The organism is Vannielia litorea, from assembly GCF_019801175.1.
Lineage (GTDB): Bacteria > Pseudomonadota > Alphaproteobacteria > Rhodobacterales > Rhodobacteraceae > Vannielia > Vannielia litorea_B.
The window spans coordinates 1,837,655-1,858,914 of the sequence record NZ_JAHVJR010000001.1; the positions used below are offsets into that span (position 1 = coordinate 1,837,655).

A 21,260-nucleotide genomic window follows, 5' to 3' on the forward strand; every position below is an offset into this window, starting at 1 on the left:
GTAAGCCGCCAAGCTGCCGGAAAGGTGGGACCGTGGGGCAGGAAAGTGCCGCAAATGCCCCCGTGCGTATGCGATTTGGGCGGGCTTTCAGTTGCTCTGGGTTGGAGGAAGCCGTCGGCATGATGGTTTTCTATCAGGCGCGGGCGCCGGTTTTGACGCGGAATGATGGGATTTTTTGCCCCCGCCCTGCTTTCTCTTGGCCCGAAGCCACGCGGGAGGCTAGCACATGGCAAAACGGGAGGGTTTTTCATGGCACGCATCGGAGTGGGGCTGATCGGCACGGGGTTCATGGGCAAGGCCCATGCGCTGGCGTGGCGCGGGGCGCGAGCGGTGATGGGAGGCGACAGCGAGATTGCGCTGGCGCACCTCTGCGAGATGCCGCTGGCCAAGGCCGAGAAACTCGCCGCCGATTGGGGCTTTGCCCGCGCGGGCGACGACTGGCGCGCGCTGATAGAAGACCCGGCGGTGGACGTTGTGTCAATCACCACGCCCAACGGGCTGCACGCGCCGATGGCGATTGCCGCGCTGGAGGCGGGCAAGCACGTGTGGTGCGAGAAGCCGATGGCGCTGACGCTGGAGGAGGCCGAGGCGATGGTGGCGGCGGCCAAGGCCAGCGGAAAGGTGACGCTGGTGGGCTACAACTACGTTCGCAACCCGGCGCTGCACCATGCTGCCAAGCTCATCGCCGAGGGGCGGATTGGCCGGGTGGTGCATGTGCGGGGTTTTTACGACGAGGACTATCAGGCCGATGGCGCGCTGCCGTGGACCTGGCGGGCCAAGCTTTCGGAGGCCGGGCTGGGCGCGCTGGGGGACATGGGCTGCCATCTGGTTTCGATGATCATGCAGCTTGTTGGCCCGATCGAGAGCGTGCTGGCGGAGACCCAGATCATCCACGAAACGCGGCCCGTGGAGGGCGGAGGGCGCGCGCCGGTGGAGAACGAGGACGTGGCTACGGCGCTGATCCGGCTCGAGGGCGGCGCGCGGGGGATGATCACCACCAGCCGCAGCGCGTGGGGCCGGAAGAACCGGATCGATCTGGAGATTCATGGGACTGAGGGGCAGATCACCTTCGAGCAGGAGCGGATGAACGAGATGCGGATCTACGTGAACGCGGGGGAGAAGGCCGAACAGGGCTTCAAGACGATCCTCACCGGACCGCAACACCCGCCCTATGCCGCCTTCTGCCCGGCGCCGGGGCATCAGCTGGGCTTCAACGACCTGAAGGTGCTGGAGGCCGCCGAACTGGTGGAGAGCATCGAAGGGCGGCAAAGGGCATGGCCCGATTTTGCCGAGGCGCTGGAGATCGAGCGGGTTATCCATGCGATTGCGGAAAGCGCGGCGAAGGAGGCGCGGGTTTCGCTGGTGTGATCCGCTCCGATCCGCGAAGCTCGGGTGAGCGGAATGGAGGCGCGGATGGAAAGCGACGGGCGGTTCATTTCGGCGCGGCTGAAGCCAGGGAATGACCTTGTGGCTGGGCTGCGACGGCTCTTCGAGGCCAGTGGCGCGGAAGCGATGGCGATGGTGAGCTGTGTTGGCAGCCTGCGGGCCGTCCGGCTGCGCCATGCGGGTGCGGAGGAGGCGACGGGCTATGAGGGGCCGCTGGAGATCGTCTCGCTGGTGGGCACGCTGGATGCGGGTAAGCAGCATTTGCACATGGCGGTCTCGGATGCAGCGGGCCGGGTGTGCGGCGGGCACCTGATGGCGGAGGGCGCGGAGGTGTTCACCACGGCGGAGATCGTGGTGGTGGCACTCGACGGGCTGCGGTTTGAACGCGCGCCCTGCCCTGCCTCGGGATATGACGAGTTGGTGGTGAAGCGTCGGTAGTCAGGCGGTGGCGCGGGTGCGGTCGTGGCCCTCGGTGATGACCTTCAGCATGGCGGAATGGGCGGCGTCGGGCAGACCGGAGGCGATGGCGCGGGCGATATCGCGGTGGTTGGCGGCCACCTCGGCCTTCACCTCTTGGAACTTCTCGTTCGCCTCGATCAGGAACAGCGAATAGAGCGCGGTTTGCACCATATCGCCGAGCGATTGCAGGAAGCGGTTGCCGGAGAGTTTGAGGACGTGGTGGTGGAACTCGTAGTCGGCCACGGCGAAGTCGGCGCGGCTGCGGGCATCTGCGAGACTGTCACAGAGGGCGAAGAGCTTGTCGCAGGCGGCCTTGTCGGCCAGCTCATTGGCGCGCCGGGCGGCGGAGGCGGCGGCAGCGGGCTCGAAGATGAGGCGGATCTCGAAGAGCTCGTCGTAGAACCGGCCCGGCGATTTGACCGAGGTGTGCCAGCGCAGCACGTCCTCATCGAACATGTTCCATTCGTCGGAGGGGCGGACATGGGTGCCGACCTTGGCCTTGGAGGCGATGAGTCCCTTGGCGGCGAGGGTCTTCTTGGCCTCGCGGACCACCGTGCGCGACACGTCGAACATCTCGCAGAGGTCCGGATCGAGCGGGATCATCGTGTCGGGCGGGTACTCTCCGGCGACGATGGCACGCCCCATCTGGTCCACCACGAAATGCGTGTGGTTCGAGGCCCGCGCGGAGGGCGAGCCCGAGGCGACAATGGTCATGATGGCTGTGCGGAGCCAGTCGCTCTTTTTCGTCGGGTGGTCGTCGCCCAAGTGAGGCCTTTCTGAAGCAGGATGAATGCGAAGAGCAGCGCGCCGATGACGATCTTAGTCCACCAACTCGAGAGTGTCCCGTCAAAGACGATGTAGGTCTGGATCAGGCCCATGATGAGGATGCCGAAGAAGGTGCCTGCGACAAAGCCGTAACCGCCGGAGAGGAGCGTGCCGCCGATGACGACGGCGGCGATGGCATCGAGTTCCACGCCTACGGTGGCGAGGGAGTAGCCGGCGGAGGTGTAGAGCGAGAAGACGATGCCTGCGAGGCCCGCGAGGCCGCCTGAGATGGCGTAGATGCCCACGGTGGTGGAGGCGAGCGGGACGCCCATCAGGCGGGCGGTCTGCGCCCCGCCGCCGAGGGCATAAACGTTCTGCCCGAAGCGGGTGCGGTGGGCGATGAGCGCGCCCGCGATGAAGGTGAGCAGCATCAGCCCGCCGATGAGCCGGAAGCGGCCGCCGCCGGGGGCCTTGTAGTAGATATCCTGCAGGGTGTCGTAGAACTCATGGGTGATCGGCACGCTATCGGTGCTGAGCACGTAGGCCGCGCCGCGGGCGAGGAACATGCCTGCGAGGGTGACGATGAAAGGCGGCATCTCGAGGTAGTGGATGGTGGCCCCCATCGCCGCGCCGAAGCCGGTGGTGAGGGCCAGCACGAGGGCGAAGGCGGCAAGAGGGTGGATCGAGGTGTCGCGCAGGATGACGGCGAGGAAGACGCCGGTGAAGGCGATGACGGAGCCGACCGAGAGGTCGATGCCGCCGGAGAGGATCACGAAGGTCATGCCGACGGCGACGATGCCGAGAAAGGCGTTGTCGGTCAGCAGGTTGGCGACGACGCGGGTGGAGAGCATGGCCGGGTATTGCGAGGCGCAGAGGGCGTAGGCCAGCACGAAGGTGGCCAGCGTGACCATCAGCGGCAGGTGAGTGGAGCGGATCATGGGGTGTCCTCCTTGGGGGCCGCGGAGGGGCGCGCGCGCTCGGGCAGGCTCTCGGGGCCGGAGGCGCGGAGCATGTAGATCAGATGGCCGATCTTGGGCGACTGGATCACGAGGATCGCGAGGATCAGGATGGCCTTGATGACGAGGTTGAACTCGGGCGGCATGCCGGAGAGCAGGATCACCGAGTTGACCGACTGGATGATCAGCGCGCCGATCAGCGAGGCGACGATGGAGAAGCGCCCGCCGAGCAGGGAGTTGCCGCCGATGACCACGGCGAGGATGGCATCGAGCTCAAGCCAGAGGCCTGCGTTGTTGGCATCGGCGCCCTTGATGTCTGCTGCGACGATGACGCCCGCCAGCGCGGCGCAGAGGCCGGAGGCGAGGTAGACGCAGATCAGCAGGACGCGGGAGTTGATGCCCGCGAGGCGCGAGGAGGCCTCGTTGACGCCGATGGCCTCGATGAGCATGCCGAGCGCGGTGCGGCGGACGGCCAGCGTGGCCAGCGTTCCGAGGGCGAGCCAGATGACGATGGGCGTCGGGATGCCTAGCACGGTGCCTGCGCCGAGGCGGATCAGGCCCTCGTTGTTGAAGGTCAGGATCGTGCCTTCGGTGATGAGCTGGGCGATCCCCCTGCCCGCGACCATCAGAACCAGCGTGGCGACGATGGGTTGGATGCGCAGGACGGCGACGAGCACGCCGTTCCATGCGCCGCAGAGGGCGCCGGTGGCCAGTGCGCCGATGAGTGCGGTGCCCCAGCCGTGGCCGTCGGTGACGAGTGACGCGGCGGTGGCGCCCGCGATGGCCATGACGGCGCCAACCGAGAGGTCGATGCCCTTGGTGGCGATCACCAGGGTCATCCCGATGCAGAGCAGCGCCACGGGGGCGCCGCGGTTGAAGACGTCGACCAGGTTGCCGAAGATCCGGCCGTTGCGGAAGGACACGTCGAAAAAGTCGGGGAAGACCAGCAGGTTGAGGCCGAGGACGACGGCGAGGATGATGAGTTGCGGGGTGATGCGTTTGAGCAGCGAGGGCGTGGTTGTGGCCATGTCAGGCGGCCCCCTTCTGCTCGTCGGCGATGGCATGGACGATATTGTCAGCGGTGATCTCGTCGCCGGTCAGCTCGCGCACCTGCCGCCGGTCGCGCAGCACCACGACGCGGGTGGAATAGGCGACGAGTTCTTCCAGTTCGGAGGAGGCGACGAGGAGGGCCATGCCGTTCTCGCGCAGGCGCTCGATGAGGGCGATGATCTCGGCATGGGCGCCCACGTCGATGCCACGTGTGGGCTCGTCGAGGATGAGGAATTCGGGTTCGGTCGCCAGCCAGCGGGCGAGCAGCGCCTTTTGCTGGTTGCCGCCGGAGAGCAGGCGGATGGGCATGTCGAGGCTTGCGAGGCGGATATCGAGCGCCTTGACGTAATGCTCGGCGATCTCGTTCACCTTGGCGCGGGGGATTGGGCGCATCCAGCCCTGACGGGCCTGAAGGGCGAGGATGATGTTATCGCGCACCGAGAGGTCGCCGACGATGCCATCTGTCTTGCGATCTTCTGGGCAGAGGGCGAAGCGGTGGGCGATGGCCTCACGGGGATTGGTGATGCGGGTTTCGCGGCCTTCGAGCAGGAGCTTGCCCTGATCGGCCTGCACCGCGCCAAAGAGCAGGTTGGCGGTTTCGGTGCGGCCCGAGCCGAGCAGCCCGGCGAGGCCGACGACCTCGCCCCGGTGGAGGTTCAGCGAGAAGGGTTCGATCATTCCACGCTTGGCGAGGTCGTTCACCTGCAGGAGAAGCTCGCCCGGTTTGCCGCCCTTCTTTTCGGCCACGCGGGCCTCGAGCTGGCGGCCGAGCATGAGGGTGATGATGTCGTGCTGGGAGACCTCGGCCAGCAGGCGCTCGCCCACCACACGGCCATTGCGGAGCACGGTGGCGCGGTCGGAGACCTCGAAGACCTGATCGAGGAAATGGGTAATGAAAACAATCGCCAGCCCGCGTTCCTTCAACTGACGGATCACCCCGAAGAGCAGCTCCACCTCGTCGCGGTCGAGCGAGGCGGTGGGTTCGTCGAGGATGAGCACCTTGCCGGAGAGCGCCACGGCGCGGGCGATGGCGACGACCTGCTGCACGGCGACGGAGAAGCTGGTGAGCGGCTCGCCCGGGTCGATGTGGAGGCCGTAGCCTTCGAGCACCTCGGCGGCGGCGCGGTTCATGGCGCGGCGGTTCACGAGGCCGAGCCGGGTGGGCTGGCGGCCCATGTAAAGGTTTTCGGCCACGGTGAGATTGGGCAGGAGGTTGACCTCCTGATAGACGGTGCCGATGCCGAGGCCCTGCGCGTCGGCGGTGGACTTCGGGTCCACCTCCTCCCCCGCCAGCCGGATCACCCCGCCATCGCGGCGGTAGGCGCCGGTGAGGCATTTGATGAGGGTGGATTTGCCCGCGCCGTTCTCGCCCAGCAGCGCGTGGACCTCGCCGGGATAGAGCTTGAGCTCGACCTCATCCAGCGCGACGGCGCCGGGGAAGAACTTGGAGATGCCGCTGGCGTGGAGCAGCGGGGGCTGGTCTTGCATCTTGCGCCTGTGTCTCATGGATGTGCCTCCCCGCCGCACCCTAGCACGGGCGGGCGGGGAGAGAACGGGCCGGCGCGTGGGGGCCGGCCCGGAGGAGGAGGTCAGTAGCCGAGGCCCTTTTTCTCTTCGTAGACCGCCTGATTGTCGTCGGCGGCGGTGTAGAGCTTGCTCTCGGTCTGGATCCACTTTTCGGGCGCGGTGCCATCGGCCAGATAGGCCTCCAGCGCGTCGAGCGCAGGGCCGGCCATGTTGGGCGTGAGTTCGATGGTGGCGTTCATCTCGCCGTTGGCGATGGCGAGGTGGGCGTCGGGCACGGCGTCGATGGCGACGATCTTGATGTCGGTGCCGGGGTTGAGGCCCGCTTCCTTGATCGCCTGGATCGCGCCAACGGCCATGTCGTCGTTATGGGCATAAAGGGCGCAGATGTTCTCGCCGCCCTCGGCCTTGAGGAAGCTCTCCATCACGACCTTGCCCTGAGATCGGGTGAAGTCGCCGGTCTGGGAGCGGACGATCTCGAGGCCCTCGGCGCCTGCGATGCCCTCTTCGAAGCCCTTCTTGCGGTCGATCGCGGGCGAGGAGCCGGTGGTGCCTTGCAGCTCGACGATGCGGCAGGGCTCGCCGGCCATCTCGTCGGCCAGCCACTGGCCAGCGACCCGGCCCTCGTGGACGAGGTCGGAGGTGACGGCGGTGAGGTAGAGATCATCGGATGCATCGACCGTGCGGTCGAGAAGGACGACGGGGATCTCGGCGTCGGCGGCCTCTTCGAGCACTTCATCCCAGCCGGTGGCGACGACGGGGGCGAGCAGGATGGCATCGACACCCTGCGCAATGAAGCTGCGGATCGCCTTGATCTGGTTTTCCTGCTTCTGCTGCGCATCGGCAAACTTGAGGTCGATCCCGCGCTTTTCGGCTTCCTGCTTGGTCACCGTGGTCTCGGCGGCGCGCCAGCCGGACTCGGAGCCGATCTGGCTGAAGCCGATGGTCAGATCGGCGGCCATGGCGGCGAAGGGCGCAAGGGTGATGGCGCTCGCAAGGAGCGTGGCTTTGACGTTCATGATTTCCTCCCATGGAACGTTTCTCGTTCGTGGAATCGATTAAGTATTACTTTATTATTTTTGGCAATGGGGTTTGTCACGGCGGTGTGAAGTTTCTGGTTTTCCATTCTGTTTCAGTCGTTTAGATCGCCCTTCTCACCTGCCCTGCGGGGTGTGACCCGAGTCGGCAGGCTTGCCGGGTGGGATCTCTGGGCGCATGATGACGGGGAAGTTGCCGCCAGGGAAAGCCCTCATGCCAGAGTATCGCGCGCCCGGAGTCTACGTGGAGGAGTTGGGCAGCGGGCCCCGCCCGATCGAGGGGGTGAGCACCGCGACCACGGCGCTGGTGGGGCTGGTGGAAGAGAGTGACGGGCCGGTGGGGGAGCCGCAGTTCTGCATCAGCTATGTGGCCTTCGAAGCGCTCTACCTCGCCAGCCTGCCCGGCGACCGGACCTGCACGCTGGCGACGGCGGTGCGGGGGTACTTTGACAACGGCGGCGCGCGGCTTTGGGTGCTGCGGGTGGCCGATGACACCGAGGCGCTGGACGCGACCACCCTCGCCCCATTGGAGGCGCTGAAGGATGTGAACCTCGTCGCCGCGCCGGGGTTTTGCGACCCGCAGAGCCATGCGGCGCTGGTGGAGCATTGCGCGGCGCGGGGCGACAGGTTTGCGGTGCTCGACATGGCGGACAGCGGCGATGTGAGGGCGATGCGCACAGGGGTCGCCGATGGCGGGCTGTTGCCGCCGCAGGTGCCGAGCGGGCTGGCGGCAATTTATGCGCCTTGGGTCGAGACGGAGGACGCGGTAACGGGCGAGCGGCTGGCTGTTCCGCCTTCGGGGCATATCTGCGGGATCTATGCCGCGACCGATGCCACGCGCGGCGTCTGGAAGGCGCCGGCAGGGGTGGCGGTGCGGGGCGTTTTCGGGCTGACCCACGTGTTCCGCGATGCGGAGCAGGATTTGCTGAACCCGGAGGGGGTGAACCTGCTGCGGGTGATGGCCGACGGGATCATGGTTTGGGGCGCGCGGACGCTGGGCGACCCCGCCAGCGATTACAGATACGTGCCGATCCGGCGGCTGATGATCTTCATCGAGCAGAGCCTGAACCGCGGGCTGGAGTGGGTGGTTTTCGAGCCGAATGACGAGCCGCTCTGGCAGGCGGTGCGGCGGGATGTGGGGGCGTTTCTGAAGGGGCTCTGGCGGGAGGCCGGGCTGATGGGGACAACAGAGGTTGAGGCCTATTTCGTCACCTGCGACCGGACCACGATGACGCAGGATGACCTCGACAACGGGCGGCTTGTGTGCCTGATCGGGGTGGCGGCGCATAAGCCCGCGGAGTTCGTGATGCTGCGGATCGAGAAGGTGGTAGGCGGATGAGTGCGGGCCCGTACCGGCGGTTCAACTTTGTGCTTCGGATCGCCGGAGAGGAGGTGGCCGGGTTCACCGAGGCCAGCGGGTTGGGGGCGGAGGTGGAGACGGTGGCCTACCGAGACGGCGGCGGGCCGGTGCGGCACCTGCCGGGCGGGATGAGATTACGCCCGGTGACGTTGACGCGCGGGATGGCAGGCGATGCGGTGGCGGGCTGGTGCCGGGCATCGGTGGACGGCACCGTCGAGCGGAAGGATGTGGAACTGGGGCTGTTGGCGGCGGACGGCTCAGAGGCGGCGTGCTGGCGGCTCTACGGCGCGTGGGTTTCGAGATTTCGGGCCGCGCCGGAGGCTGCTGAGGCCGGGTTTGCGTTGGAGAGCATGACGCTGGCGTTTGACCGGGTGGAGCGGGATTAAGCGCTCTCCTGTGCAGCCTCTTCCATCAGTTCGCGCCATTGCACCTTGCCGGAGGGGGAGCGCGGGAGGGCGTCGGTGAAGACGATCTCCTTGGGCACCTTGTAGGCGGCCATGTTGGAGCGGCACCATTGGGTGATTTCGGCCTCCGTCACCTCGCCCTTGGGCACGATGTAGGCGCGGACACGCTCGCCGGTGCGGGGGTCGGGGCGGCCGATGATGCAGCATTCGGTGATTTTGGGGTGGGCGTGCATGAGGCCTTCCACCTCGGTCGGCCAGACCTTGAGGCCCGAGACGGAGACCATGCGCTTTACTCTGTCGACGATGTAGAAGAAGCCGCTTTCGTCATAGCGGCCGATGTCGCCGGAGCGGACGAAGCGTTTGCCGTCGATCTCGATATGGGCGGCTTCTGTTTCCTCGGGGCGGTTCCAGTAACCGAGGAAGTTTTGCGGGCCGTGCATGATGATTTCGCCGGGTTCATTGGGCCCGAGTTCAGTGCCTGTGTCGGGGTCGATCACGCGGGAGTCGACGTCGAAGATGGGGATGCCGAGGCATTGGCGGCGGGGGGCGTCGAGCGGGTTGATGTGCGACGGCGCCATCGTTTCAGTCATGCCGTAGCCTTCGATGTAGTCGAGGCCGGTGAGGTCTTTCAGCTTGGCCGCGACCGCCTCGGGCATGGAGGCGCCGCCGCCGCCGATGACTTCGAGAGAAGTCAGATCATAGCTGTCGAGATCAGGGTCGTTGACGAGGTCGATGGCCATGGTGGTGATCGAACGCCATCGGGCGACCTTGTAACGGTTGATGAGGTAGGCCGCGAGCGCCCTGTCCCACCGGGTCATCAGGATGATCGGCTCGCCCTTGAGGATGGGGGCATTCATCGAGTTTTGCATGCCGGTGACGTGGTAGAGCGGCAGGCTGGCGAGGGTCGTGCCGTTGCCGCGCGTGGGGTTCCAGACGGTGTTGCCGACGCAGGTGCTCATCACGGTGCGGTGCGAGTGCATGCAGCCCTTGGGCTGGCCGGTGGTGCCGGAGCTGTAGGGAATGAGGGCGAGGTCGTCTGGCTGGGCGGTGATCGGGCCGGGGGTGTGCTGTGCCGCGATGGCGGTGGACCATGGGGTGACGCGGGGGTCAGTGCTTGGCGCAGGTTGGGCGTCTAGCGGCTCGGGGAGCGTGAAGGGGAAGGCCGGGTCGGTGTGTTCGGCGTAGGCGGCGGAGAGGATGTGGGTGAGAGGGGTTTCGACGAGGTGGGAGAGGAGCTCCTGCCCGGTGAGGGCGGTGCGGGCGCCGGTGTCTTCGCAGAGGTAGGCGAGTTCGGCGGCGCGGTTCATCGGGTTGACCGGCACGACCACGGCATCGGCGCGGAGGATGGCGTAGTAGCCCGCGATGAACTGGGGGGAGTTCTGCATGTAGAGCAGCACCCGGTCGCCCTTTTGTGTGCCGTTGGCTTGCAGCCATCCGGCGAGGGCCTCCACCTCGGCGGCGAGTTTGCCATAGGTGATCTCGCGCCCGTAGTAGCGGATTGCGGGGGCGTCAGGCGTGGCCCGCGCGGAGAGCGCGAGGTTTTCGGCCATCGAGCGGGCGGGGATTTCGAGGTGCAGCGGCACGCCCTTGGGCCAGCTGGAGAGGTGGCGGGTGAAGGGGGCCATCAGCTTTTGCTCTGCGCTTTGCTGCGCGCTCGGAGTTGGCTGACGGTGACATAGGCCGAGATCGCCTCGGCGGAGGTTTTGACCGCCAGCACTGCCGCGCCCTTGTGGGCGAGGAAGTCGGCCACGGTTTGCGGGATATCGTCGCCCGGCCCGAGGGCGAAGGCCCCTGCCCCGAAGCTGGCACCCCATGCGGCGAAGTCGGGGTTGGCGAGGTCGGTGCCGGAGATGCGCTCGGGAAAGTCGCGCTCCTGATGCAGGCGGATGGTGCCATAGGTGCCGTTGTCGGCGATGACGATCTTGGGGGCCGCGCCCTTGGAAAGCGCAACGGCGAGCTCGGCGCCGGTCATCATGGCGCCGCCGTCACCGGCGAAGCCAAGGACGCATCGGCCCGGGAAGCGCAGCGAGGCAGCGACGGCACCGGGGATGCCGAGGCCCATTGCCCCGCCGACCGCGCCGACGGCAAGCTGCGAGCCGTCCCACGGCCAGTATTGGTGGACCCAGCCGGAGAAATTGCCCGAATCGGTGGTGACGATGGCATCTTGGGGTGCCTGTTTGGCCAGTTCGGCGGCGACGGTGCCAAAATCGAGCCCGTCGTCACGGGGTTGGGGCGCGGGCCGAAGCGCCAGCGCGGCGGCGTTGCAGCGGGCGGCCCAGGCCGAGCGATCAGGCGCCTTGGGGGCGGCATCTGCCAGCGCCTGCGCGAAGGCGGGGGCCTCGGAGGGCACGGCAAGGTTGGCGCGGTAGAGGCGGGTCAGCACCGCCGGATCGGGCCAGACGTGAATCAGCGGTTGGGTCGGCTCCGGCGCGGCGGGGATCTGGTAGCCTTGGGTCGGCACGTCGCCGAGGCGGGTGCCGAGGGCGAGGATCAGGTCGGCCTCTGCAAGGGTCTTCCACAGCGAGGGCGGCACCTTGAAGCCGAGGTTGCCGGCGTAGAGCGGCGAGAAATTGTCGAAGACCTCCTGATGCTTGAAGGTGGTCGCGACCGGGATCCCCTGCCCTTCGGCCAGTGCCTTCAGCGCAGCGCGGCTCTCGACCGGCGCGAATCCGCCGCCTGCGAGAACCAGCGGGCGCTGGGCGGCGGCCAGCAGCGAGGCGGCGCGGGCGATGTGATCTTCGGACGGGCCGGGCGCGGGCACCGGAGTGGGCGGGATGACGGCGGCGGTGACATCATCGGTCAGCATGTCTTCGGGCAGGGCCAGAACCGCAGGGCCGGGGGTGCCGGAGAGGGCCGCAGCCCATGCGCGGGCAAGGGCCTCGGGCAGGCGGAAGGCGTCTGTGACCTCCTCCACATGCTTGGCGAAACTGCCGAAGACGCGGGCGTAATCCATCTCCTGAAATGCGCCGCGGCCGCGCTCGTGGCGGGCCACCTGCCCCACCAGAACCACCAGTGGCACGGCATCCTGCTCGGCCAGATGGAGGGCGATGGCAGCGTTCATCGCGCCGGGGCCGCGGGAGCAGGCCAGAAGGCCGGGCTTGCCGGTCAGCTTGGCATCGGCCACGGCGGCCATGCCTGCCCCGCCCTCGTGCCGGCAGACCACCAGATCGACCGCGTTCTGCCCGTGCAGCGCATCGAGCAGCGCGAGGTAACTCTCGCCCGGCACACAGAAAAGCCTGTCAGCCCCATGGGCCACGAGGCACTCCACCAAAAGATCGGCGGCTCGCACCATCTTGTCTCTCCTCCCCTGACTCGCCTTCGGCATGAGGCGGCATCGCCCTTGCGCGACCGCTTCCTCCGAGCGGCCACGACAGCGATATCCGACCCTCCGGCTTTTCCGAAGACCGTAAGCGTCTTGACCGACGCCACATCGTGATAGATGCTCCATTTGCGAAACGCAATTCCGCAGAGCGCACCAAGCGCCGGACGGGAGCGACGACAGCGGGAGGAGGAGCCACCGGGCAAACCGGGGTCTCCCGCGCCATTTGGGAGGACTACATGAAACACACGATCGGACTGATTGCGGGTGCGGTGCTGCTGGCCGCGCCGCTGGCGGCGCAGGAGACTTCGCTGCCCAAGCAGATGAGCTGGACGGCCTATGACACCGGCTCGGCGGGCTACAACCAGGCCGTCGCCATCGGCGCGGCGCTGCAAGACACCTATGGGATCAACCTGCGGGTTCTGCCCGGCAAGAACGATGTGAGCCGGACCGAGCCGCTGCGGCAGGGCCGGGTGGAGTTCAGCGCCACCGGTGTGGGCGGCAGCTTCATGGCGCAGGAAGGTGCCTTTGACTTTGGTGCAGAGAACTGGGGGCCGCAGCCGATCCGGGTGATCGCGGCCAACAATGGCGGCGCGATCAACCTTGGCGTTGGAGTCGCCGGTGACCTCGGGATCGAGGAGTTCTCGGACCTCAAGGGCAAGCGCGTGGCCTATATCGTGGGCGCGCCTGCGCTGAACGTGAACACTGAGGCCTATCTCGCCTATGGCGGACTGACCTGGGACGACGTGGAAGTCGTGGAGTTCGGCGGTTTCGGCGCGAGCTGGAAGGGGCTGATCGAGGGGCAGGTCGATGCGGCCTTTGCCTCGACCAACTCCGGCATGGCCTATGAGGCCGCCAGCAGCCCGCGTGGGTTGTTCTGGCCCCCGGTGGACCCTGAGAAGGCCGATGCTGTGGCTGCGATGCAGGCGGTTGCGCCCTTCTTCGTGCCCAACGTGGCCAGCGTGGGCGCCACAATCGACGGCACAGATGGCTACGCGGGCGCGGGCTATGCCTACCCCGTGCTGGTCGGCACCGATGCCACCGATGAAGGGTTGGCCTATGCCATGACCAAGGCGATGGTGGACCTCTACCCCAGCTTCGAGGGCAAGGCGCCCGGCATCAACGGCTGGGCGCTCGACAAGCAGGACATGCAGTGGGTCGCCCCCTACCATGACGGCGCGATCCGGTACTATACGGAAGCCGGGCTTTGGAGCGACGAGGCGCAGGCCCACAATGACAACCTGATCGCCCGCCAGCAGGCCCTTGCCGCCGCTTGGGAAGAGCTGAAGGCCGAAGCCCCGGAAAACTGGGAAGAGGCCTGGGCCGAGAAGCGCCGTGAGGCTCTCGCGGCCGGTGGCTTCGAGGTGGTCTTCTGATCCTTTGAGACGGACCAAAGCTGATTGGCCGGGGCGCGCCCATGCGAGGCGCGGCCCGGCTGACCTTCGGAGCAGGACGAGGCCGCAATGACAGCCAAAGAGACGACCGGGACGATTGCCGACCCGGATGCCGCCCCCGCCGCTGGCCAGAAGCGGGGCGATGTGGCGGCCCGCTGGGCCATTGGCGTGGCCACCGCGTTGGGGGTGCTGATGGTGATCCATCAGCTCTTCAACCTGCAGATCGGCGGGCTGGTGCTGATCGAGGGGCGCTACCTTTATCTGCTGGGCGGGCTGTTTTTGGCGGTGGCCTTCCTCGTGTTCCCGATGCGGGGGCTGCGGGGGGACACGCCGGGGCTGATCGACTGGCTGCTGGCGGCGGCGGCGCTTGCCTGCACCGGCTATCTTGCAGCCACGGCGCAGCGCAACCTGTCGGAAGGCTGGGAGTACGCCGCGCCGGAGGCGGCGATCTGGGTGAGTTATGGCTTCATGGCACTGGTGCTGGAAGGCACCCGCCGGGCGGGCGGGCTGGTGCTGTTTTGCATCGTGCTGGTCTTTGCCATGTATCCCACCTTCGCCTCCCACGTGCCGGACCCGTTCTCGGGCTTTCAGAGCACGTTTTCGGAGGCGGTGAGCTACCACATCTACTCGTCCGAAAGCTCCTTCGGCATTCCGATGAAGGCCTTTGGCGGCGTGGTGATCGGGTTTATCCTGTTCGGGGCGGTGCTGCAGCGTACGGGCGGCGGGCAGTTCTTTAACGATCTGGCGCTCGGGCTGGTCGGCGGGTTCCGGGGCGGGGCGGCGAAGGTTTCGATCTTCGCCAGCGGATTCATGGGAAGCATGTCGGGCTCGGTGATCTCGAACGTGCTGACCACGGGGGCCGTGAGCATTCCGGCGATGAAGCGCACGGGGTTCTCGAAGGAGACGGCGGCGGCGACCGAGGCTTGCGCCTCGACCGGCGGGGTGCTGATGCCGCCGATCATGGGGGCGACGGCCTTTGTGATGGCCTCGTTTCTTTCGCGGCCCTATGTAGAAATCGCCATTGCCGCCGCGATCCCCTCGCTGCTGTTCTACTTCGGGCTCTTCGCCCAGATCGATGCCTACTCGGCCCGGCGCGGGCTCAAGGGTATTCCGCGCGCCGAGCTGCCGCGCCTGCGGACGGTGCTGAAGGAAGGCTGGCTCTATGTCAGCGTCTTCGCGCTGCTGATCTTCATGCTGGTGGTGCTGCGTCGCGAGACTTCGGCCCCCTTCTACGCCACCGCCCTGCTGCTGGTGGTGAACCAGCTGCTGCCCGGCAACCGGCTTTCTCTGAAGGGCCTTGGTCAGATGATCGTGGGCGTGGGCGCGGGGCTGGCGGAATTGACGGCGATCCTGCTCGGCGTGGGCCTGATCGTGGGCGCGTTCTCGGCCACGGGGCTGGCCGGGACGCTGGTGAACGAACTGGTCTTCATCGCGGGCGACAACACGCTGGTGCTGCTGATGATGGGCGCGGTGACCTCCTTCATCTTCGGGATGGGGATGACGGTGACGGCCTGTTACATCTTTCTCGCCGTGGTGCTCGCCCCGGCGCTGGAACAGGGCGGGCTGAACCAGCTCGCGGTGCATCTCTTCATCCTCTACTGGGGCATGGTCAGCTACATCACGCCGCCCGTGGCGCTGGGGGCCTTTGCTGCTGCCACCATGTCGGGCGCGTCGGCGATGAAAACCGGGCTGGAGGCGATGCGGCTGGGCGGGGTGATATACGTGGCGCCGTTCTTCTTTGTGCTGAACCCGGCGCTGATCGGCGAGGCCCCGCCGTGGGAGGTTGCCGTGGCGCTGGCCTCGGCGCTGACCGGCGTGGCGCTGCTGAGCTTCGGGCTGCAGGGCTACGTGAGCTTTTTGGGGCCGCTGCGCGGGGGCCTGTCGATCCCGCTGCGGGTCGCGCTCTGTGCGGGAGGCATCGCCTTTGCGATCCCCCACACCGAGGAGACCGGGCTGGGCTACGGGGCAACTGCGCTGATCGGGCTGGCTTTGGCCGCCCTGCCCCTTGCCGCCGCTGCGCTCGCAGGGCAGCGTGCGGCGCGGGCAGAAATTTCGGAGGCAGGCCATGCAAATCAATGATGTGATTTCCATCGAGCGCGAGGGGCCGCTGGCGCTGATCGTGATCGACAATCCGCCGGTGAACGCGGCGGGCCATGCGGTGCGTGAGGGGCTTTGGAAAGCCGTGGAGGCGGTGGAAGCGGACGATGGCGTGGAGGCAGTGGCGATCTACGGCAAGGGCCGGGCGTTCATTGCCGGGGCCGACATTCGGGAATTCGGCAAGCCGCGGATGGAGCCGATCTTGACCGACGTGTGCAACCGGATCGAAGCCTGCCCCAAGCCGGTGGTCGCCGTGCTGCACGGCTCCTGCTTTGGCGGCGGGCTGGAGGTGGCAATCGGCTGCCATGCCCGCGTGGCGATCCCGGGCGTGAAGGTGGGCTTTCCGGAGGTGACGCTGGGGGTGATCCCCGGCGCGGGCGGCACGCAGAGGGGGCCACGGCTGATGGGGATTGGCGCGGCGCTCTCGATCATCACAACCGGCGAGCGGATCGGGCATGAGGATGCTCTGAGCTGCGGGCTGGTGGACCGGGTCGCGGAAGGCGAGCCGCGTGATGTGGCGTTGGCGATGGCCGAGGAAGCGCGGGTGGGCACCCTGCCCTGCCGCAAGACCGGCGAGATCGAGGTAACGCCGGACGCGGAGGCGGTCGAGGCGACGAAGGCAAAGCTGGCGACGAAAGCGGCGCATCTGTTTGCGCCCCATCGCGCGGTGGAGGCGGTGGAGGCCTGCACCGGGCCGCTGGAGGCCGGGCTGGCGCTGGAGCGCGAGAAGTTTCAGGCCTGCATCGAAAGCCCGCAGCGCGCCGGGCTGATCCACGCCTTCTTTGCCGAACGCGCGGTGGAGAAGATCCCCGAGGCTGGGGCGGACCCGCGCGAGGTGAGCGTGGTCGGCGTGATCGGTGGTGGCACGATGGGCTCGGGCATCGCCACGGCTTGCCTGAACGCCGGGCTGACCGTGCGGATGAACGAGCGCGACGAGGAGGCGCTGGGGCGCGGGCGCGACACTGTGGGCAAGAACCTTGCTGGCGCGGTGAAGCGCGGCAAGATGAGCGAGGCCAAGCGGGATGCGGCGCTGGAGCGGTTCAAGCCTTCGACCGCGCTGGAGGATTTTGCCGATTGCGACGTGGTGATCGAGGCGGTCTTCGAAGACATGGGCGTGAAGCGCGATGTCTTCGGGCGGCTGGATGCGATCTGCAAGCCGGGGGCGGTGCTGGCCTCGAACACTTCTTATCTGGATGTGAATGAGATTGCCGCCTGCACTTCGCGGCCCGAGGATGTGATCGGGCTGCACTTCTTTTCACCGGCGCACATCATGCGGCTCTTGGAGGTCGTCGTGGCCGCGAAGACCGCGCCGGAGGTGGTGGCGACGGGGTTTGCGCTGGCCAAGAAGCTGCGCAAGGTCGGCGTGCGCGCGGGCGTGTGCGACGGGTTCATCGGCAACAGAATCCTGAGCCATTACAAGAAGGTCGCCGACTATCTGGTGCTCGACGGCGCGGCGCCGCATGAGGTGGATGCGGCTATCGAGGACTTCGGCTTTGCGATGGGCCCCTTCGCGGTGAGCGACTTGGCGGGGCTGGACATTGGCTGGGCAAACCGCAAGCGGCTGGCCCCGACCCGGCCTGCCGAGGAGCGCTACGTGGCGGTGGCGGACAGGATTTGCGAGGCCGGGAACTTCGGGCGCAAGACCGGGCGCGGGTTTTACGTGTACGGCGAGGGGCAGCCGGAGCCCGCGCCGGAGGTGGCGGAGATCGTCGCCGAAGAGCGTGAGAAGGCCGGGGTGACAGCGCGGGAGTTCTCGAAAGAGGCGATTCAGGCGCGGTTCATCACGGCGATGATCGCCGAGGCGACCCGTGTGCTGGAGGACGGCATTGCGCTCCGGCCTATCGATATCGATGCGGTATTCCTCTTCGGCTACGGCTTTCCGCGCCACCGGGGCGGGCCGATGCATACGGCGGATGTGATCGGCGCGGGCGAGCTTGTGGCCCGAATCGAGCGTTACGCCAAGGAAGACCCCTATTACTGGCAAGTGCCTGACCTGCTGCGGAAAATGGCCGCCGAGGGCACGACATTTGCCGAGATGAACTGAGGTAGCAGATGGACCTTTCCTACTCCCCGCAAGAGCAGGCCTTTCAGGCCGAGGTGCGCCAGTTTTTGGCCGATGAGCTGCCCGACGATATCGCCGCGCGGGTGAAGGCGGGGGGCGAGGTCAGCAAAGAGGATACCGAGCGCTGGCACGCGATTTTGCAATCGCGCGGCTGGTTGGGGCAGACCTGGCCGGAAGAGCATGGCGGGCCGGGATGGGGGCCGGTGGAGCGGCATATCTTCGATGAGGAGGCGGCGCGGGCCTATGCGCCGCGGATTTTGCCCTTTGGGCTGCAGATGCTCGGGCCGGTGCTGATCAAGTTTGGGAGTGACGAACAGAAGGCGCATTACCTGCCACGGATTTTGGACGGGACGGATTGGTGGTGCCAGGGCTATTCGGAGCCGGGGGCGGGCTCTGACCTGGCCTCGCTCAAGACGAAAGCGGTGCGCGAGGGGGATGAATATGTCGTCAATGGTCAGAAGACTTGGACGACGCTGGGCCAGCACGCCGATTGGATTTTCTGCCTTGTGCGGACCGACGGTTCGGGAAAGCCGCAGGAGGGGATATCGTTCCTGCTTATCGACATGAAGACACCGGGCATCGAGGTGCGGCCGATCCGGTTGATCGAGGGCGGGCATGAGGTGAACGAGGTGTTCTTCACCGATGTCCGGGTGCCGGCGGAAAACCTTGTCTGGAAGGAGAATGACGGCTGGACGGTGGCGAAATACCTGCTGACCCATGAGCGCACCGGGATTGCGGGCGTGGGCTTTTCCATCGCCGCGTTCGAGCGGGTGAAGGCGCTGGCTGCGCGGACGATGCGCGGGGGAAAGCGGCTGATCGATGATCCGCTCTTTGCCGCCCGGCTTGCCGAAGTGGAGATGGATCTGGAGGCGATGAAGATCTTCAACCTTCGAATGCTGGCGGAGGCCCAGCGGGTGGGCCACCCCGGGGTGGAAACCTCGATGCTGAAGATCCGGGGGACTGAGGTGCGGCAGGCGCTGAACGACCTGTACCGGCGCGCGCTGGGGCCGGCGGCGGCGGTGATGCCGGGGGAAGCACCGGGCGGCAACGCGGCGGTGCTTGCGCCCGAGGATGAGGGCGCGGCGGCGAGCTATTTCAACAACCGCAAGATCAGCATCTTCGGCGGGTCCAATGAGATCCAGAAGAACATCCTGACCAAGGCCATGCTGGAGCTCTGACATGAACTTCGAGATGACAGACGACCGCCGGATGCTGGCCGACAGCCTCAGCAAGCTGCTCGGGGACCTTTACGGAATCGAACATCGGACCTCAATGGCCTATGATGCGCCATTCCATGACATTGAGGGCTGGAAGGCCTTGGCAGAGCTGGGAATTCTCTATGCCTTCGTCAGCGAGGATGCTGGCGGCATGGGAGGCGGTGGGTTTGACCTGCTAGCAGTTTTCGAACAATTGGGCGCCGCACTTTGCCCCGAGCCACTGCTCGGCGCCGCGATGGCCGCGCCGCTGCTGGCGGAGGCGGGAGAAGAGCTTGAACCGCTCCTGAGCGGCGAGGCGATCTATGCGCTGGCCTTGGATGAGCCGGAGGCGCCGTGGGATGCCGAGGCGGGCGCGACCGAGGGCGGCGATACGCTCACCGGGCGCAAGACCGCGGTCTATGGCGGCAATGCTGCCACCCATTTTCTGGTCAGCGCCCGGCGGGAGGGCAAGCTGGCACTCTACGAGGTAAAGGCCGAGGATGCTGCCGTGACCCCTTGGGGGATGATCGACGGCGGTGGTGCTGCTGAGCTGATGCTCGACGGCACGGCGGCCCGGTGTCTCCTCCCCGACGCCGGGCCAGCCATTGAACAAGCACTAGACCGGGGCCGTCTTGCGCTCTGTGCCGAGGCGGTGGGGGCGATGGACTGGTGCTATGCCACCACGCTCGACTACCTGAAGAGCCGCAAGCAGTTTGGTCGCGAGATCGGGAAGTTTCAGGCGCTTCAGCACCGCATGGTGGAGATGAAGACGGCGATCGAGCAGGCCCGCTCGATCACCATTGCTGCCGCAGACCGGATGGACTGGCGCTCGGTTGCCATGGCCAAGAGCCTCGTGGGGCGCGTGGCGCGAAAGGTGAGCGAGGAGAGCATCCAGCTGCACGGCGGGATCGGGATGACGTGGGAGTATCCGCTAAGCCACTACGCCAAGCGGTTGGTGATGCTCGATGCGCAGCTCGGTGATGCCGATTTTCACACCGCGCGGGTGGCAGCGACTTACGCCTGAGGCGTGCGGTAGCGGAAGACGCCGGTGGCGGTGGCGACGAGATTGCCGTGCTCGTCGCAAAGCCGGGCCTCGGCGAAGAAAGTCTTGCGCCCTCCCCCGGTTTTGCGGCCCTCGGAAATGAGCCGCGTGCCCTGCGCCTGCCCCTGAAAGTTGACGGTCATCGACAGGGTCATGGCCATGCGCTTCTCGCCCGCGTCGCCGGTGTAGCTGCCCGCGTAGCCCATCGCGGTATCGAGCAGCACCGAGATCGCGCCGCCGTGGGGGATACCGTGGCGGTTTTCGACCGCGTCCAGCGGAGCCAGCTCCACGCGGGAACACCCCTCGCCCCAGCCGGTAATCTCGAAGCCCATGAGGCTCTGGAATGGATAGGGCAGCTCAAGCAGTTCGGGCGGGATCGGCGGGGCGGGCGGCCAACTCATGCGGAGGCCCGGCGGCTTAGGGCCTCGGCGGCGGCCAGAAGGCGCTCGGCATAGGCCTCGCGCAGTTCGTCGGGCGAGACGAGGAAGGCCGGGCCGCCGACGTTCATGGCAAAGATACGATCCCCGTTCAGCGAGACCACGGGCACCGCGATGCCGTTGATCTCGGGGCGCCAGTCGCCATAGCCGGTGGTGTAGCCGAGCGTGGCGTAGTCCTCGACCGCCTTGGCGAGGCTTTCGCGGTAGCGGGGCACATCATCGGGGCGTTCGCGCTTGGCCAGATCGAGGATGTGCGCGTGCTGCTCCTCGGTCATGGCGGCGAGGATCGCGCGGCCGATGGCGGAGTGGAAGAGCGGCAGGCGGGCACCGACGTTCATGGTGAGCGACACCGCCTGCTGTGAGCGCTGCACGCCGACATAGACGGCCTGAAGCCGGTGCCGCTCGGCAAAGGCGGCGGTCACATGGGGGTTGGGGCCTTCGCAAAGGGCGCGCATCTCGGGGCGGGCCCGCTCGGAGGTTTCCATCCCCGCGAGCACACCGTAGCCCAGCGCCAAAACCCCCGGCCCAAGCCGATAGGTGCCGTTGCGCTCGGAATGCACGAGGTAATCGAGCCGCCGGAGCGTGTAGGTGAGGCGCGAGATGGTGGCCTTGGGCAGGCCGGTACGCGCCGCGATTTCCTGATTGGTCAGCTCGGTTTCGGCGGGGCGGAAACAGCGCAGCACCTCCAGCCCGCGCGCCAGCGCAGTGATGAAGTTGCGGTCATCGGCCTCAAGGCCGGTTTCAAGGTCTTCGCTCGCGTCCACCGTGGCTC

At 67.0% G+C, this 21,260-nt stretch carries 18 protein-coding genes; 9 read left to right on the plus strand and 9 right to left on the minus strand.

Translation table 11 applies throughout. From position 1 onward, the window contains the following. Positions 1-249 precede the first annotated feature (249 nt). Entirely contained in the window at positions 250-1,368 is a 1,119-nt protein-coding gene (locus KUV38_RS09115; RefSeq protein ID WP_222469741.1) for a Gfo/Idh/MocA family protein, read from the plus strand. 45 nt (positions 1,369-1,413) lie between these two features. Further along, on the plus strand, positions 1,414-1,824 hold the full coding sequence (locus KUV38_RS09120; protein ID WP_222469742.1) for a PPC domain-containing DNA-binding protein: 411 nt from the start codon (positions 1,414-1,416) through the stop codon (positions 1,822-1,824). Here the strand turns inward: KUV38_RS09120 and KUV38_RS09125 are convergent, their stop codons facing one another. The 5 genes from KUV38_RS09125 to ytfQ all read right to left on the minus strand — a co-directional run bounded on the left by KUV38_RS09125 (position 1,825) and on the right by ytfQ (position 7,159). After that, positions 1,825-2,559, minus strand: coding sequence for a FadR/GntR family transcriptional regulator (locus KUV38_RS09125; protein WP_222469743.1), 735 nt, complete (start codon positions 2,557-2,559; stop codon positions 1,825-1,827). Continuing rightward, the gene (gene yjfF / locus KUV38_RS09130) at positions 2,556-3,548 is read right to left on the minus strand and encodes a galactofuranose ABC transporter, permease protein YjfF (protein WP_222469744.1); all 993 of its coding nucleotides are present in this window, start codon (positions 3,546-3,548) and stop codon (positions 2,556-2,558) included. Before yjfF ends, KUV38_RS09125 begins: the two co-directional genes overlap by 4 nt. After that, on the minus strand, positions 3,545-4,594 hold the full coding sequence (locus KUV38_RS09135) for an ABC transporter permease (protein ID WP_222469745.1): 1,050 nt from the start codon (positions 4,592-4,594) through the stop codon (positions 3,545-3,547). The genes yjfF and KUV38_RS09135 overlap by 4 nt, the downstream gene beginning before the upstream one ends. Position 4,595: 1 nt before the next feature. Then, a complete protein-coding gene (locus KUV38_RS09140; RefSeq protein WP_261385186.1) occupies positions 4,596-6,122 on the minus strand; it encodes a sugar ABC transporter ATP-binding protein in 1,527 nt (508 codons plus the stop codon). An 83-nt stretch (positions 6,123-6,205) separates the two neighbouring features. Next, complete coding sequence (gene ytfQ, locus KUV38_RS09145; RefSeq protein WP_222469746.1) at positions 6,206-7,159, minus strand: galactofuranose ABC transporter, galactofuranose-binding protein YtfQ; 954 nt, start codon at positions 7,157-7,159, stop codon at positions 6,206-6,208. Between the two features lie 232 nt (positions 7,160-7,391). Between ytfQ and KUV38_RS09150 the strand changes: the two genes are divergently transcribed. Further along, positions 7,392-8,516 (plus strand): phage tail sheath family protein, encoded by a 1,125-nt coding sequence (locus tag KUV38_RS09150; protein WP_222469747.1) that lies wholly within the window; start codon positions 7,392-7,394, stop codon positions 8,514-8,516. Beyond that, a complete protein-coding gene (locus KUV38_RS09155) occupies positions 8,513-8,923 on the plus strand; it encodes a phage tail protein (protein WP_222469748.1) in 411 nt (136 codons plus the stop codon). Before KUV38_RS09150 ends, KUV38_RS09155 begins: the two co-directional genes overlap by 4 nt. Here KUV38_RS09155 and KUV38_RS09160 read toward each other — a convergent pair. Together KUV38_RS09160 and KUV38_RS09165 are read right to left on the minus strand one after the other, a co-directional pair. Next, a complete protein-coding gene (locus tag KUV38_RS09160) occupies positions 8,920-10,566 on the minus strand; it encodes a long-chain-fatty-acid--CoA ligase (protein WP_222469749.1) in 1,647 nt (548 codons plus the stop codon). The genes KUV38_RS09155 and KUV38_RS09160 overlap by 4 nt on opposite strands. Beyond that, complete coding sequence (locus KUV38_RS09165) at positions 10,566-12,233, minus strand: thiamine pyrophosphate-binding protein (RefSeq protein WP_222469750.1); 1,668 nt, start codon at positions 12,231-12,233, stop codon at positions 10,566-10,568. The genes KUV38_RS09160 and KUV38_RS09165 overlap by 1 nt, the downstream gene beginning before the upstream one ends. 266 nt (positions 12,234-12,499) lie before the next feature. On the opposite strand from KUV38_RS09165, the gene KUV38_RS09170 reads away from it, so the two are divergent. The 5 genes from KUV38_RS09170 (at position 12,500) to KUV38_RS09190 (ending at position 20,033) form a co-directional block, all read left to right on the plus strand. Continuing rightward, positions 12,500-13,636 (plus strand): TAXI family TRAP transporter solute-binding subunit, encoded by a 1,137-nt coding sequence (locus KUV38_RS09170; RefSeq protein ID WP_222469751.1) that lies wholly within the window; start codon positions 12,500-12,502, stop codon positions 13,634-13,636. Between the two features lie 87 nt (positions 13,637-13,723). Next, entirely contained in the window at positions 13,724-15,733 is a 2,010-nt protein-coding gene (locus KUV38_RS09175; protein WP_222469752.1) for a TRAP transporter permease, read from the plus strand. Beyond that, positions 15,720-17,795 carry a 3-hydroxyacyl-CoA dehydrogenase NAD-binding domain-containing protein gene (locus KUV38_RS09180; protein WP_222469753.1) on the plus strand — a complete coding sequence of 692 codons (2,076 nt, stop codon included), beginning with the start codon at positions 15,720-15,722 and terminating at the stop codon, positions 17,793-17,795. Before KUV38_RS09175 ends, KUV38_RS09180 begins: the two co-directional genes overlap by 14 nt. 8 nt (positions 17,796-17,803) lie before the next feature. Further along, on the plus strand, positions 17,804-18,991 hold the full coding sequence (locus tag KUV38_RS09185) for an acyl-CoA dehydrogenase family protein (RefSeq protein ID WP_222469754.1): 1,188 nt from the start codon (positions 17,804-17,806) through the stop codon (positions 18,989-18,991). Position 18,992: 1 nt separating this feature from the next. After that, entirely contained in the window at positions 18,993-20,033 is a 1,041-nt protein-coding gene (locus tag KUV38_RS09190; protein ID WP_222469755.1) for an acyl-CoA dehydrogenase family protein, read from the plus strand. Here KUV38_RS09190 and KUV38_RS09195 read toward each other — a convergent pair. Next, positions 20,024-20,452 (minus strand): PaaI family thioesterase, encoded by a 429-nt coding sequence (locus tag KUV38_RS09195; protein ID WP_222469756.1) that lies wholly within the window; start codon positions 20,450-20,452, stop codon positions 20,024-20,026. The two genes, KUV38_RS09190 and KUV38_RS09195, sit on opposite strands and share 10 nt — an antisense overlap. Then, positions 20,449-21,252: an IclR family transcriptional regulator gene (locus KUV38_RS09200; RefSeq protein ID WP_222469757.1), complete on the minus strand. Its 804-nt coding sequence runs from the start codon at positions 21,250-21,252 to the stop codon at positions 20,449-20,451. Before KUV38_RS09200 ends, KUV38_RS09195 begins: the two co-directional genes overlap by 4 nt. Positions 21,253-21,260: the final 8 nt, after the last annotated feature.

What these genes read in the sequence shown, in the direction of transcription:
- KUV38_RS09160 (WP_222469749.1), bottom strand. Translation starts at nt 10,566, where the DNA reads ATGGCCCCCTTCACCCGCCACCTCTCCAGCTGGCCCAAGGGCGTGCCG.
- KUV38_RS09150 (WP_222469747.1), top strand. Translation starts at nt 7,392, where the DNA reads ATGCCAGAGTATCGCGCGCCCGGAGTCTACGTGGAGGAGTTGGGCAGC.
- KUV38_RS09155 (WP_222469748.1), top strand. Translation starts at nt 8,513, where the DNA reads ATGAGTGCGGGCCCGTACCGGCGGTTCAACTTTGTGCTTCGGATCGCC.
- KUV38_RS09170 (WP_222469751.1), top strand. Translation starts at nt 12,500, where the DNA reads ATGAAACACACGATCGGACTGATTGCGGGTGCGGTGCTGCTGGCCGCG.
- KUV38_RS09180 (WP_222469753.1), top strand. Translation starts at nt 15,720, where the DNA reads ATGCAAATCAATGATGTGATTTCCATCGAGCGCGAGGGGCCGCTGGCG.
- KUV38_RS09195 (WP_222469756.1), bottom strand. Translation starts at nt 20,452, where the DNA reads ATGAGTTGGCCGCCCGCCCCGCCGATCCCGCCCGAACTGCTTGAGCTG.
- KUV38_RS09140 (WP_261385186.1), bottom strand. Translation starts at nt 6,122, where the DNA reads ATGAGACACAGGCGCAAGATGCAAGACCAGCCCCCGCTGCTCCACGCC.
- KUV38_RS09190 (WP_222469755.1), top strand. Translation starts at nt 18,993, where the DNA reads ATGAACTTCGAGATGACAGACGACCGCCGGATGCTGGCCGACAGCCTC.
- KUV38_RS09125 (WP_222469743.1), bottom strand. Translation starts at nt 2,559, where the DNA reads ATGACCATTGTCGCCTCGGGCTCGCCCTCCGCGCGGGCCTCGAACCAC.
- yjfF (WP_222469744.1), bottom strand. Translation starts at nt 3,548, where the DNA reads ATGATCCGCTCCACTCACCTGCCGCTGATGGTCACGCTGGCCACCTTC.
- ytfQ (WP_222469746.1), bottom strand. Translation starts at nt 7,159, where the DNA reads ATGAACGTCAAAGCCACGCTCCTTGCGAGCGCCATCACCCTTGCGCCC.
- KUV38_RS09135 (WP_222469745.1), bottom strand. Translation starts at nt 4,594, where the DNA reads ATGGCCACAACCACGCCCTCGCTGCTCAAACGCATCACCCCGCAACTC.
- KUV38_RS09115 (WP_222469741.1), top strand. Translation starts at nt 250, where the DNA reads ATGGCACGCATCGGAGTGGGGCTGATCGGCACGGGGTTCATGGGCAAG.
- KUV38_RS09120 (WP_222469742.1), top strand. Translation starts at nt 1,414, where the DNA reads ATGGAAAGCGACGGGCGGTTCATTTCGGCGCGGCTGAAGCCAGGGAAT.
- KUV38_RS09175 (WP_222469752.1), top strand. Translation starts at nt 13,724, where the DNA reads ATGACAGCCAAAGAGACGACCGGGACGATTGCCGACCCGGATGCCGCC.
- KUV38_RS09165 (WP_222469750.1), bottom strand. Translation starts at nt 12,233, where the DNA reads ATGGTGCGAGCCGCCGATCTTTTGGTGGAGTGCCTCGTGGCCCATGGG.
- KUV38_RS09185 (WP_222469754.1), top strand. Translation starts at nt 17,804, where the DNA reads ATGGACCTTTCCTACTCCCCGCAAGAGCAGGCCTTTCAGGCCGAGGTG.